Source organism: Microbacterium wangyouchuni (assembly GCF_054072595.1).
This window is the reverse complement of sequence record NZ_JBSVRM010000002.1, coordinates 15,494-28,205: the sequence shown is the minus strand read 5'-3', so window position 1 is coordinate 28,205 and position 12,712 is coordinate 15,494. Positions and strand designations below refer to the sequence as shown.

Sequence of the window (12,712 nt, the reverse complement as noted above, 5' to 3'; positions counted from 1 at the left end):
GACCCGGTGTCGTCGGGGAACGCGGGCGTCGAAGCGATCGGCGATTTGACGCCGCCGTTGACCTTGAGAGGAGGCTCACAATGGTAATTTCGCCGATCATCCTGCGTGGCTGTCATACATCGCCTCCCCATTCGCTCTGGCGCTGGTCGTCGTGGCCGCCACACTCAACGACTGAACGGACGATTGATGAGCATTGCATTCCTGCTGACCACGCTCGTGGTGGTCGCCACCCCCGGCACCGGTGCCGTGTACTCCATCGCCGCAGGCCTCTCCCGCGGCACCAAGGCCGGCATCGTCGCCGCGTTCGGCTGCACCCTCGGTGTCATCCCGCACATGGTCGCCGCAATCACCGGGCTCGCCACGATCCTGAACGCTTCCGCGATCGCGTTCCAAACCATCAAATGGCTCGGTGTGGCCTACCTGCTCTACCTGGCCTGGCAGACCCTTCGCGACAAGTCAATGGTCGACGTCGACGCCTCCACCACTCCGGTATCGTTCTGGCGGGTCATCCGCACCGCGGTGCTCATCAACCTCCTCAACCCCAAACTGACGATCTTCTTCTTCGCATTCCTGCCCCAGTTCGTCCCCGCGCGCGCGGCCAACGGCACCTGGCACATGGTGTGGCTCAGCCTCGTATTCATGACCCTGACGTTCATCGTGTTCGCCCTGTACGGGGTGTTCGCGGCCACGATGCGCACCCACGTCATCACCCGTCCGAAGGTCATGGCGTGGTTGCGCCGCACCTTCGCCGCAACCTACGTCCTGCTCGCTGGCCGCCTCGCCCTCGAAACCCGATAGCCCGCCACGATCCAGCTACGGCCCGAAGCCGCTCGACGAATCCCCCCGGCTCGCCGTCACCACCACGGCGGCACCATTTCTCGAACGGGCATCCGCCCTGCTCGCGCAACGTCGGCTTCGTTCGGACTCCCCTCCCCGACGGCCGTACTGACAGAGTTCTGTCAGTACGGACACGGTCCTGTCATCATCGATGACCGTATGGAATGCTGACTGGGATGGCAGGCGCAGCAGAGGGGTTCGAGTTCACCGTCGTTGGTCCCCAGGTGGAGATTCGTCACCACGGGCGACACGCGGCAACGCTCCGCAATGCTGCCGCGCGAAAGTTCCTCGCCGACGTTGAGCGCCGTGACCCCCAGCAACTGATGGCACGAGTAACCGGGAACTACAAGCACGGCAACGAGCGATCCAATCACCATCGCCCGTAGTCAGCGCGTGCTGCCCACGAAAGGGATGCGAGATGGTCGTCACGCTCGCGATCGGCATCGATCGTCGAATGAGCTCACAGCCTCGGCTATCTCGCATCCATCGCGCTCCGCACTTGACCCGTTTTTCATATCTCAGCTTGGCTGCGCAAAGACGATCAGGGACTTTTCCCGACGAGTTCTTCGTGCGGGACGGGACGGTTCGACTTCTTGGTGATGATCACGGAAGCGATCGACCCCAACACGAGAAATATTCCGAGCGCCTGCAGCGGAGTGAAGCTCTCCCCGGCTACTGCCCATCCAAGCGTTATGGCCATTACCGGGCTGAGCAGACCGAGGAATGCAGTGGTGCTCGCGGGAAGCCTGGAGATGCCTCGAAACCACATGACATATGCAAATGCAGTACCCACAAGGGAAAGGTAGACGTAACCACCCAGGTTTGACGGCGTTAGCGCGACGTTGGGGAGCCCCTCGGCCAAGATCATGACCACGAGGAGAGTGAGTCCGCCAGTAACTAGCTGCCAAGCGGTCGTTGTCAACGGTGGCGCGGGCTGCCCCCACTTCTTGGAAAGCACGATCCCTGTGGCCATGGAGAGCGTGCCGCCGAGGGCTGCCAGAACACCAATAACATCAAGGCGAGCTTGAGCTTGAAGCGTAATCATGCCAACTCCGAAAACGCCCATGAGGCCCGCCGTTACGACGCGGGCTGTCAACCGTTCGTGAAGAAGTCTGCTGGCCAGAAGCGCGACGACAAGCGGTTGGATACCGCCAACGATCGCGGCAACGCCACCAGGCAATCGGTATGCCGCGATGAAGAGCAACGCGAAAAACGCCCCGATATTGAGAACCCCGAGCACCCAGGACTTCCACCACCATGCACCCCTCGGCAACTCGCGACAGACGGCCAGGAGTAACAGGCCAGCGGGAAGTGCGCGCAGCGTTGCTGCAAGTAGCGGGCGGCCCTCGGGCAGAAACGTGGTTGTCGTCAGGTAAGTAGTCCCCCACAGGATTGGCGCAAGGGCAGTGGTCAAGACCAGGAAACCTCGATTGCTAAGCACTTAGCTAGTGTAGCTAAGCACTTAGCAAAAGCCTAGGCTCAACTCATGACAGATCAGGTAGAGCGCATTCTTGAACAGTGGCGAACGGAAAAGCCCGAGCTCGATGCCTCACCGATGGCCGTCATTGGCCGCTTGAGCCGCGCGGCTCTGGCTATCGAATCCCGGCTGGCCGACACCTTCGCCCAACACGGCCTAGATGCGTCGTCCTTCGATGTGCTGGCCACGCTGCTGCGCAACGGCGCCCCCTACAGGCTTACCCCAGCAGAACTCGCGCGGGAATCAATGATCTCCACGAGCGCGGTAGCGCAGCGATTGAACAAGCTGGAGACCCGCGGACTCGTGGCGCGCGAGGCAAACCCAGACGACGGCCGCGGCACGCTCGTTGCACTTACCGGCTCGGGGAAGGAAGTCATCGAGAAGGCGCTGCCGGACCACATTAGAACCGAACGAGCCATCCTGTCGTCGCTGAGCCGACAAGAGCAAACCACCTTGGCACTGCTTCTGAGCCGAATCGGCAATGCATAAGATTCCCACACTGCATCGGTTCGCCCGTCCGGCTTGACTCTGCCGTAACGTCAACTGGAATGGTTGTGAATATGACAGAGAAAACAGGACCGATCATCGACCGGTCGATCTACCCCATGCCCATGTTCATCAACCTTGTAGTCAGCGACCTTGCTGCGGCGGAAGCGCTATACGCCCAAGCGGGGTTCGTGACTCTCGCGACGATCCCCGGGCCCGGCGGCATCCCCTCGCTGGTTCACCTGCGACGCCAGAAGTATCAGGACATCTTGATGACACAAGGCGCTCCGGGAGGCGGCACAACGTCGGCGTCATTTGCTGCCGGTGACGTCGACCTAGACAGAGTTGCCGACAGCCTGCGAACGGCGGGCGCTGGGGTCTCCGGTCCGCTCAACACACCCTGGTTCACGACAGATGTGTCTTTCTCTGACGCAGATGGCAACACCGTGACCCTGACCGCGCCACGTGCGGCCGATCAGGCTCAGGCGCAGGTTTGGGCGAGTGATCAGATTTCCGGCGACTTCGACCTTCCCGACGGCTTTTCGTTCGGCTCAACGCCCCGGCAATAGGAGGGAATAGCTGTGCAGGAATGGCCGATCAAGGAAGTGGCCCGGGCAACTGGGCTCACCAGCCGAACCCTTCGACACTATGAGCAGATCGGCTTGCTCCACCCTTCACGGGTGGCGAGCAACGGCTATCGGTTCTACGGCGAAGCAGAGCTGTCTCGGCTGTACAGGATCCTCTCTCTGCGGGCACTCGAATTGCCGCTTGCCACGATCCAAATCGCCCTCGACGACGACAAGTCGCTCGCTGAGACGATCCAATCGCACCTCGCGCTCCTCGAAGAGCGCAGAGAACGAACCAACCAACAGATCACCGTCGTGAGGCAGACACTGAACGCGGTCCAGAAAGGCCAACATATGAGCATCGAAGAGGTGTTTGCTGGCGTCGATCAGAGCCAGTACGAAACCGAAGTACGACAGCGCTGGGGCGATGACGCCTGGGAACGCAGTGCGAAGCGCCGCGACCAGATGACGGACGAAGCGCGTCGGGCTGACGATGAACGCAGCTTGGACGTGAACGCTGCGCTTCGCGAGGCGGCCGAGTCGAACGTGGACCCGACGTCGGATGTATTTCAGACTTTGGTCGGAGGCCACTACAAATGGGTCACGGAGTACTGGAACGGGCGAAAGCCCGACAGGGACGCGTACACCGGACTTTCTCACCTCTACGTCACTGACCCACGGTTCGCCGCCACCTACGGCGGTCAGGCCAACGCTGAACTCATCCGCACCGCAATCCAATCCTGGATCGAGACGAACCTCCCGTAGAGCCATCAGGCCCGGGAGCGATGCGCCAAGCAGCGCGTCGCGGCAGCACGATCAGGCTGGCAAGAACACACCATCAAAGAAGGCGCCGAGCTCCGATGTGGCTTCCAGCGGCAGCACGGCCGCGACGTACTGGTCGGGCCGCACGACCACCACAACGCCGTCCCGCGCGAGCTCGCGCTCGACGAAGATGTCGGTGTCCGTCCACACGTTGGGTGTGGCGGCGTAGACCTTCTCCCAATCCGTAAGACCCAGCGGTCCCGTCTTCGGTAGGAACAAGTCCGGCGCCTCCAGCAACGCGACATCCTCGAATGCCTCCTGATAGACGACCTTGGCATCGATGACGGCATCCTCATCAGCATCCGCCGAAGTCACCCGAGCGATCATCGGCGAGACCGCCGTTGCCCATTCCCGAAGGCGCACACCGCCCGCATCCGCGAACGCATAAACACGCCAGCGACCATCCGCCCTCGCATGGTGACCAAGATGCACGACGTTGCCGTCACACACCCGCACGACCTCGGCGGATTTGAACCGCTTCCCGATCGGGAACCCCGCCGCGAGCGCCTGACGGGCGGAACCGCCCGTGATCGCCGACGGCGGGTACTGCGTCATGAATCCCGAAGGGAACTCGGCGGTGGCGAGGTAGTAGTTCGCCAGCTCCTGCGGGTCGGAAATCTCCTCAGGTTTGCGTGCCATCAGACTTGACCACTCGCGGTCGAAATCGATCAGCTGCTGCGCAACCGGCTGCCGCTCTGCCGAATACGTCGCCAGGAGCGACTCGGGGCTGCGACCGGTGAGCACCGATCCGAGCTTCCAGCCCAGGTTGAATCCGTCCTGCATCGAAACGTTCATGCCTTGGCCAGCCTTCGCGCTGTGCGTGTGACAGGCATCTCCGGTCAAGAACACACGCGGAGCACGCGTGTCATCCAGAGCATCATCGAAACCGTCCGTGACGCGGTGGCCGACCTCGTAGACACTTGACCAGGCGACCTCCTTCACGTCGAGCGTGTACGGATGCAGAACCTCATTGGCCTTCTCGATGATCTGGTCAATCGGCGTCTGGCGCACCCGGTGGTTGTCGTCGGTCGCGACCGCGCCGAGGTCGACATACACGCGGCTGAGATATCCACCCTCGCGGGGAATGTGCAGAATGTTCCCGGCCTTCGCGTTGATCGCGCATTTCGTACGCCAATCGGGGAAATCGGTGTTCACGAGCACATCCATGACTCCCCAGGCATGGGCTGAGAATTCGCCCACATGCTGACGTCCGATCGCCTCGCGCACACCGCTTCGCGCCCCGTCGCATCCGACGACGTACTTCGCACGGATCGTGCGTCCCTCACCCGCGCGCTCCCCCGCCGTGTGCCGAATTTGCACCGCGACCGGATACTCGCCTTCGCCATCGCGGGAAAGATCGAGGAACTCGATGCCGTAGTCGGGGATGATCCGGCCGGGCGCGAAGGCTGCTGCCTCGGCGAAGTAGTCAAGCACGCGCGCTTGGTTGACAATCAGATGCGGGAACTCACTGATCTTCAGTCCGTAATCCTCCGTACGCGTGGTGCGGATGATGTTGTCGGGGTTGTCCGGGTCCGGCCCCCAGAAGTTCATATAGGCGATGTTGTATGCCTCGGCAGTGATCCGTTCGGCGAATCCGAAGGCTTGGAAAGTTTCGACGCTGCGCGGCTGGATGCCATCGGCCTGGCCGAGCACGAGACGACCGTCGCGGCGCTCGATGATCCGTGTCGTGACATCGGGAAACTGCGACATCTGCGCAGCCAGCAGCATGCCGGCGGGTCCAGAGCCGACGATCAGCACATCCGTCTCATCCGGCAGGTCGACCGGGCGTTCGACACCCCAGCCCGCAGCCGGGACGACCCGTGGGTTCTCAGAAACGTAACCGTGGTGATGAAACTGCATCTTGATGCTCCTTGGTGACGTCGTTGTCTCGGGCTGGATGCAGAATGCTTGCGGCCCGATCTCAGGATGATATACGATTTCAAATACATCGCACAAGAGCGAGACTCACGACGCAAGGAGGCGCCCACTGTGACGGACTCGATTGCCCGCCCCGGCAAGATCATCGCAATCCACCTCAGCTATGCGTCCCGTGCTGATCAGCGCGGACGGCGCCCAGCCCACCCCTCCTACTTCTTCAAGGTCGCCAGTTCTGTTGCAGCATCCGGCGACACCGTCGAACGCCCCGCCGGCACCGAGCTGCTCGCCTTCGAGGGTGAGATCGCGCTCGTCATCGGCACCCCTGCACGCCGCGTCAGTCTGGCGGATGCCTGGTCGCATGTGGCATCGGTCACCGCCGCCAACGACCTCGGCCTCTACGATCTACGAGCCAACGACAAGGGCTCGAACGTCCGCTCCAAGGGCGGAGACGGCTACACACCTCTCGGCCCGAATCTCATCGATGCTCGCACGATCGATCCATCCGGCATCCGGGTGCGCACCTGGGTCAATGGCGAGCTTCGTCAAGATGACACGTCTGCGGGACTGATCTTCCCGCTCGCGCAGTTCGTCGCCGATCTCTCGCAGCACTTCACGCTCGAGACCGGGGATGTCATCCTCACGGGGACGCCGGCCGGATCGTCCGTAATCGTTCCTGGCGACGTCGTCGAGGTGGAGGTGGATGCCCCGAACGCACCAGGCGCACCGTCATCTGGTCGGCTCGTCACCACCGTCACGCAGGGCTCGGCCGCGTTCGACGAATCGCTCGGGTCGCTCCCTGCTGTCGATGACAAGCAGCGTGCGGATGCCTGGGGAACGGCCCCGACCGAAGATCTTCCGTCTCGTTCAACGACCGGGTTGAGCGTCGAACTCCGCGCGAAGCTCGAAGCCGCTCCCACCGCTGGGCTCTCCGCCCAACTGCGCAAGCGCGGACACCACTCCTGCTTCATCGACGGCGTCGCCGTCAACATCGCCGGCACGAAGATCGTCGGCACCGCGCGAACGCTGCGCTTCATCCCCGCCCGCGAGGATCTATTCGCCAGTCACGGCGGAGGCTACAACGCTCAGAAGCGTCTGTTCGATGCCGTCAGCGAAGGAGAGATCATCGTCATCGAGGCGCGCGGGGATGCCACCACCGGCACTCTCGGCGACATCCTTGCCCTGCGCGCCCATGCCCGCGGTGCTGCCGGGGTCGTCACCGACGGCGGTGTGCGCGACTTCGATGAGGTCGCGCGTATCGGTCTGCCCGTGTTCTCGCAGGGCGCTCACCCGTCAGTACTCGGTCGCAAGCACGTGCCGTGGGACCTCGATGTGACCGTCGCCTGCGGCGGTGCCGCCGTCCAGCCGGGAGACATCATCGTCGGAGATGGAGACGGCGTTGTTGTGATCCCTCCGTCACTCGTCGAAGAGGTCGTCGAAGCAACACTGGCCCAGGAACAGGAGGACGCCTGGATCGCCGCACAGGTCGAGGCGGGGCATCCGGTCGATGGGTTGTTTCCGATGAATGCCCAGTGGCGTGCGAAGTACGAGGCGGAACGCGCATGACCAAGACCCTCAGCAAATCGCAACGCGCGTACGACTGGCTCAAGGAGCGCATCGCCGGGCAGACCTACACCCCCGGCTACCGACTCGTGCTCGGCACGATCGCCGGGGAACTCGACATGAGCGTGGTGCCGGTGCGCGAGGCGATCCGGCAGCTCGAAGCCGAAGGACTCGTCCACTTCGAGCACAACGTGGGCGCGAGAGTGGCGATGGTCGATGATGCCCAATATCGGCACAGCATGGAGACCCTCAGCATCCTCGAGGGCAGCGCGACAGCGCTTGCGGCGCGGCACCTCACCGCTGATGATCTGAAGCTCGCGCGGGCAATCAATGCACAGATGATCGAAACGCTGGAAAATTTCAATCCTTCCGCCTTCACGCAGCTAAACCAGCGCTTCCACGCGGCGCTCATCGCACCGTGCCCGAACCCGCGCCTGCACGAACTCGTCACGCTGGAGATGTCGCGACTCAATCGCCTGCGCGACTCGACCTTCAGCTTCGTGCCCGGTCGCGCGCACGACTCGGTGCGCGAACACGAGCAGATCGTGGCGCTGATCGAGAGCAGTGCACCGATCACAGAGATCGAGCGTGCAGCCCGGCTCCACCATGCATCCACTCTTGACGCCTATCTGACCCAGACGCAGCCCGACGAGGCCGTCGGCACGCACGTGCACTGACACCGGAGGAACTATGACTGATTCACGTATCCCCGCAGATCTCCCCGCTCGCATCCAGCATTACATCGATGGCTCCTTCGTCGATTCGGTCGACGGCGACACCTTCGACGTACTCGATCCGGTGACGAACGAGAACTACACCACTGCCGCGGCCGGCAAGAAGGCAGACATCGATCTCGCTGTCGCCGCTGCCAAACGTGCTTTCGAGGACGGGCCGTGGCCGAAGATGCTTCCGCGCGAGCGCTCGCGCGTGCTGCACAAGATCGCCGATCTCGTCGAGTCTCGCGATCAGCGCCTCGCGGAACTGGAGTCATTCGACTCCGGCCTACCCATCACGCAGGCGCTCGGTCAGGCCCGGCGCGCTGCGGAGAACTTCCGTTTCTTCGCCGATCTGATCGTCGCGCAGGCGGATGACACGTACAAGGTACCGGGGCGTCAGATCAACTACGTCAATCGCAAGCCGATCGGGGTCGCAGGCCTGATCACCCCGTGGAATACGCCGTTCATGCTCGAGTCCTGGAAGCTGGGCCCCGCCCTCGCCACCGGCAACACGGTCGTTCTCAAGCCCGCCGAGTTCACTCCGCTTTCGGCATCTCTGTGGGCTGACATCTTCGAGGAGGCTGGGCTCCCGCAGGGCGTGTTCAACCTCGTCAACGGTCTCGGAGAGGATGCCGGTGACGCGCTTGTGAAGCATCCCGATGTTCCGCTGATCTCGTTCACCGGCGAGAGCTCCACCGGCCAGCTGATCTTCGCCAACGCGGCCCCGTACCTGAAGGGTCTGTCGATGGAGCTCGGCGGAAAGTCCCCCGCGATCGTCTTCGCCGACGCCGACCTCGAAGCCGCCGTCAACGCGACGATCTTCGGGGTGTTCTCCCTCAATGGCGAACGCTGCACGGCAGGCAGTCGCATCCTCGTCGAAGACTCGATCTACGACGAGTTCGTGGAGAAGTATGCAGCTCAGGCGAAGCGCGTGAAGGTCGGTCTGCCCAATGACCCGACTACCGAGGTCGGTGCGCTCGTGCACCCGGAGCACTACGACAAGGTGATGAGCTACGTGGAGATCGGCAAGAGCGAGGCGCGCCTGGTCGCCGGAGGCGGACGCCCCGAAGGTTTCGACACCGGCAACTACGTCGCACCGACGGTGTTCGCCGACGTCTACCCCGACGCCCGGATCTTCCAGGAGGAGATCTTCGGCCCGGTTGTCGCGATCACCCCGTTCACGGGCGATGAAGAGGCCCTCGCACTGGCGAACAACACCAAATACGGCCTCGCCGCGTACATCTGGACGAACGACCTCAAACGCGCACACAACTTCGCTGGCGACCTCGAGGCTGGCATGGTGTGGCTGAACAGCAACAACGTGCGGGACCTGCGCACCCCGTTCGGTGGAGTGAAGGCATCCGGTCTCGGGCACGAGGGCGGCTACCGCTCGATCGACTTCTACACCGATCAGCAGGCCGTGCACATCAACCTCGGCGAAGTCCACAATCCCGTCTTCGGAAAGAACTGACCCTTCCCGCCTTCCCGCACTCCCGCCTTCCCGCTCAGGTCGCATTTCCTGCTGTTAAAACCGCCGCAAAGCGACACGAAGTGCGACCGGAGCACGAGAATCTCAAGCAAGGACGCTGATATGACCAATCGTGAAGACATGACCCTGACTTCCTCGGGGTACTACGTGAGCGCGGAAGCTCCGATCCACTCGGACAACGCCGTCGCGACCCCGGTCGCCACTCCCCCGGATATCCTCCGCTGCGCATATATGGACCTCGTCGTCACCGACCTCGCGGCATCCCGTCAGTTCTATGTAGACGTGCTCGGGCTCTACGTGACCGAGGAAGACGACGATGCGATCTACCTGCGCTCGACCGAGGAGTTCATCCACCACAACCTGGTGCTGCGGAAGGGACCGATCGCTGCGGTCGCGGCATTCTCGTACCGGGTGCGCAGCGCGGAGGACCTTGACCGTGCCGTCGAGTTCTACACCGAACTCGGATGCCGCGTCGAACGACGCCCGGATGGCTTCGTTAGAGGCATCGGAGACTCGGTGCGTGTCGAGGACCCCCTCGGCTTCCCCTATGAGTTCTTCTTCGAGACGACCCATGTCGAGCGACTGTCCTGGCGCTATGACCTGCACACTCCGGGCGAGCTGGTTCGTCTCGATCACTTCAACCAGGTCACCCCGGACGTGCCCCGCGCCGTGCGCCACTACCAAGACCTTGGATTCCGCGTCACCGAAGATATCCAAGATGAGCACGGCACCGTCTATGCCGCATGGATGCGCCGCAAGCCCACGGTGCACGACACCGCTGCCACCGGCGGTGACGGCCCACGCATGCATCACGTCGCATTCGCTACGCATGAGAAGCACAACATCCTGGCCATCTGCGACAAGCTCGGAGCGCTGCGCCGGTCGGATGCGATCGAACGCGGCCCCGGCCGCCACGGTGTCTCGAACGCCTTCTACCTGTACCTGCGCGACCCCGATGGGCACCGCGTCGAGATCTACACCCAGGACTACTACACCGGCGACCCGGACAACCCGGTCATCACCTGGGACGTGCACGACAATCAGCGGCGTGACTGGTGGGGCAACCCGGTGGTGCCGAGCTGGTACACCGACGCCTCGCTCGTGCTCGACCTCGACGGCAACCCGCAACCGGTCATCACGCGTACTGACGACAGCGAGATGGCTGTCACCATCGGAGCGGACGGTTTCTCGTACACGCGTAAAAACGAGGGCGAGGACTCGATGCCCGAATATAAGCAGGGCGAGTACAAGCTCGGCCACCAGCTCTAGAAGAAAGGCGCACCGGATGCTGACTCCTGAGGTGATCGAGCAGATTGCAGATGAACTCGCTGAGGCCGACCGCACGCACGGCGTGATCCCCCGCATCACCGCGCGGTTCCCGGATGCCACGATCGACGACGCCTATGCCATTCAAGGCATATGGCGGGACAAGAACCTCGCTTCCGGGCGTACGCTGGTCGGCCGCAAGATCGGTCTGACCTCGAAAGCGATGCAACAGGCGACCGGGATCACGGAGCCCGACTACGGCGTGATGTTCGACGACACCGTGTACCGCTCTGGTGCCGACATCCCCTTCGATGACTTCTCGAATGTGCGGATCGAGGTCGAGCTCGCTTTTGTCCTCAAGCATCCGCTCGAGGGCCCGAACTGCACTCTCGAGGATGCTCTCGCCGCAATCGACTACGCCGTCCCTGCTCTCGAAGTGCTGAACTCACATATCGAGGTCGAAGGCCGAACGATCGTCGACACCATCAGCGATAATGCCGCGTACGGAGCGATGGTTCTCGGCGACGTACATCTGCGTCCGGATGAGATCGACCTGCGCTGGGTTCCCGGCGTACTCTCGCGCAACGGCGAGATCGAGGAGACCGGCGTCGCAGCAGGAGTCCTCGGCCACCCCGCCACAGGGGTGGCGTGGCTGGCGAACAAGTTCCATCAGCATGGTGCACGGCTCGAAGCCGGCGAGATCATCCTCGCCGGATCCTTCACCCGACCGATGTGGGTGCACAAGGGAGACGAGGTACGGTGCGACTACCGAGAGATGGGAACCATCACATGTCGTTTCGTTTAGAGCCTGCGCCGTCGTTCCGGGAGCGTCTGGCGAGCGCCGACCGCCCACTGATCGGAGCCTGGATCTGCTCCGGCAGCCCGATCGCGGCGGAGATCGTGGCGGGTTCCGGACTGGATTGGACACTGATCGACGGCGAGCACAGTCCGATCGGCCTCGAATCCACGCTTGCGCTGCTGCAGGCGGTCGCGCCGTATCCGATCGCCCCGATGGTGCGGGTGCCGAGCAACAACGCGGTGCTGATCAAGCAGTTCCTCGACGTCGGCGCGCAGAACCTTCTGGTGCCGATGGTCAACAGCGTGTCGGATGCCGAAGCCGCCGTCGCTGCGACCCGCTACCCGCCGCGCGGCATCCGGGGCGTCGGCAGCGCGCTTGCTCGCGCCGGACAGTGGGGCCGCACCGAGAAATACCTGCAGCGAGCGCACGAGATCACCTCGCTCTCGGTGCAGATCGAGACGGATGCTGCGGTGCAGAGCGCCCGCGCAATCGCTGCGGTCGATGGTGTGGACAGCGTCTTTATCGGGCCGAGCGATCTGGCGGCATCCATGGGGCTGCTCGGTCAGCAGGAGCATCCGGATGTCATCGCTGCCGTCGAGCACACGATCACCGAAGTGCTCGCTGCTGGCAAGCCGGTCGGTGTGAACGCCTTCGTGCCGGCAACCGCGCGTCGCTACCTCGACGCCGGGGCCTCCTTCGCCCTTGTCGCCGCCGACGTGTCGATTCTCGCGCGGGCCACCGAGAAGCTCGCCGCGGACTGGATCCCCACTGCCGACACCGCCGAGCGCGAAAGTTACTGAGAGCTGCTCCGTCGCG

13 protein-coding genes are annotated in these 12,712 nt (G+C 63.2%); 11 read left to right on the top strand and 2 right to left on the bottom strand.

The genetic code is table 11. The features are described from left to right. Window positions 1-186 precede the first annotated feature (186 nt). Together ACW5CM_RS02850 and ACW5CM_RS02845 are read left to right on the top strand one after the other, a co-directional pair. A complete protein-coding gene (locus tag ACW5CM_RS02850) occupies window positions 187-798 on the top strand; it encodes a LysE family translocator (protein ID WP_457124135.1) in 612 nt (203 codons plus the stop codon). A 215-nt stretch (window positions 799-1,013) separates the two neighbouring features. After that, window positions 1,014-1,223, top strand: a complete 210-nt coding sequence (locus tag ACW5CM_RS02845; RefSeq protein ID WP_438253241.1) for a hypothetical protein — start codon at window positions 1,014-1,016, stop codon at window positions 1,221-1,223. A 155-nt stretch (window positions 1,224-1,378) separates the two neighbouring features. Here the strand turns inward: ACW5CM_RS02845 and ACW5CM_RS02840 are convergent, their stop codons facing one another. After that, the gene (locus ACW5CM_RS02840) at window positions 1,379-2,251 is read right to left on the bottom strand and encodes a DMT family transporter (protein WP_457124134.1); all 873 of its coding nucleotides are present in this window, start codon (window positions 2,249-2,251) and stop codon (window positions 1,379-1,381) included. Between the two features lie 72 nt (window positions 2,252-2,323). Between ACW5CM_RS02840 and ACW5CM_RS02835 the strand changes: the two genes are divergently transcribed. From ACW5CM_RS02835 to ACW5CM_RS02825, 3 genes are all read left to right on the top strand, one after another. Next, window positions 2,324-2,803 (top strand): MarR family winged helix-turn-helix transcriptional regulator, encoded by a 480-nt coding sequence (locus tag ACW5CM_RS02835; protein WP_457124133.1) that lies wholly within the window; start codon window positions 2,324-2,326, stop codon window positions 2,801-2,803. A gap of 71 nt (window positions 2,804-2,874) precedes the next feature. Continuing rightward, window positions 2,875-3,369 carry a VOC family protein gene (locus tag ACW5CM_RS02830; protein ID WP_457124132.1) on the top strand — a complete coding sequence of 165 codons (495 nt, stop codon included), beginning with the start codon at window positions 2,875-2,877 and terminating at the stop codon, window positions 3,367-3,369. A 12-nt stretch (window positions 3,370-3,381) separates the two neighbouring features. Next, window positions 3,382-4,131: a MerR family transcriptional regulator gene (locus ACW5CM_RS02825; protein WP_438253237.1), complete on the top strand. Its 750-nt coding sequence runs from the start codon at window positions 3,382-3,384 to the stop codon at window positions 4,129-4,131. A gap of 51 nt (window positions 4,132-4,182) precedes the next feature. On the opposite strand, the gene ACW5CM_RS02820 is transcribed toward ACW5CM_RS02825, so the two are convergent. Next, on the bottom strand, window positions 4,183-6,048 hold the full coding sequence (locus tag ACW5CM_RS02820; protein WP_457124131.1) for an FAD-dependent monooxygenase: 1,866 nt from the start codon (window positions 6,046-6,048) through the stop codon (window positions 4,183-4,185). Between the two features lie 129 nt (window positions 6,049-6,177). Between ACW5CM_RS02820 and ACW5CM_RS02815 the strand changes: the two genes are divergently transcribed. The 6 genes from ACW5CM_RS02815 (at window position 6,178) to ACW5CM_RS02790 (ending at window position 12,696) form a co-directional block, all read left to right on the top strand. Next, on the top strand, window positions 6,178-7,629 hold the full coding sequence (locus tag ACW5CM_RS02815) for a fumarylacetoacetate hydrolase family protein (protein ID WP_457124130.1): 1,452 nt from the start codon (window positions 6,178-6,180) through the stop codon (window positions 7,627-7,629). After that, on the top strand, window positions 7,626-8,303 hold the full coding sequence (locus tag ACW5CM_RS02810; protein ID WP_457124129.1) for a GntR family transcriptional regulator: 678 nt from the start codon (window positions 7,626-7,628) through the stop codon (window positions 8,301-8,303). Before ACW5CM_RS02815 ends, ACW5CM_RS02810 begins: the two co-directional genes overlap by 4 nt. Window positions 8,304-8,316: 13 nt before the next feature. Next, on the top strand, window positions 8,317-9,813 hold the full coding sequence (gene hpaE, locus ACW5CM_RS02805) for a 5-carboxymethyl-2-hydroxymuconate semialdehyde dehydrogenase (RefSeq protein ID WP_457124128.1): 1,497 nt from the start codon (window positions 8,317-8,319) through the stop codon (window positions 9,811-9,813). 120 nt (window positions 9,814-9,933) lie between these two features. Beyond that, complete coding sequence (hpaD, locus tag ACW5CM_RS02800; protein WP_457124127.1) at window positions 9,934-11,100, top strand: 3,4-dihydroxyphenylacetate 2,3-dioxygenase; 1,167 nt, start codon at window positions 9,934-9,936, stop codon at window positions 11,098-11,100. Window positions 11,101-11,116: 16 nt separating this feature from the next. Further along, on the top strand, window positions 11,117-11,902 hold the full coding sequence (locus ACW5CM_RS02795) for a 2-keto-4-pentenoate hydratase (protein ID WP_457124126.1): 786 nt from the start codon (window positions 11,117-11,119) through the stop codon (window positions 11,900-11,902). Further along, entirely contained in the window at window positions 11,887-12,696 is an 810-nt protein-coding gene (locus ACW5CM_RS02790) for an HpcH/HpaI aldolase family protein (protein WP_457124125.1), read from the top strand. Before ACW5CM_RS02795 ends, ACW5CM_RS02790 begins: the two co-directional genes overlap by 16 nt. Window positions 12,697-12,712 lie beyond the last annotated feature (16 nt).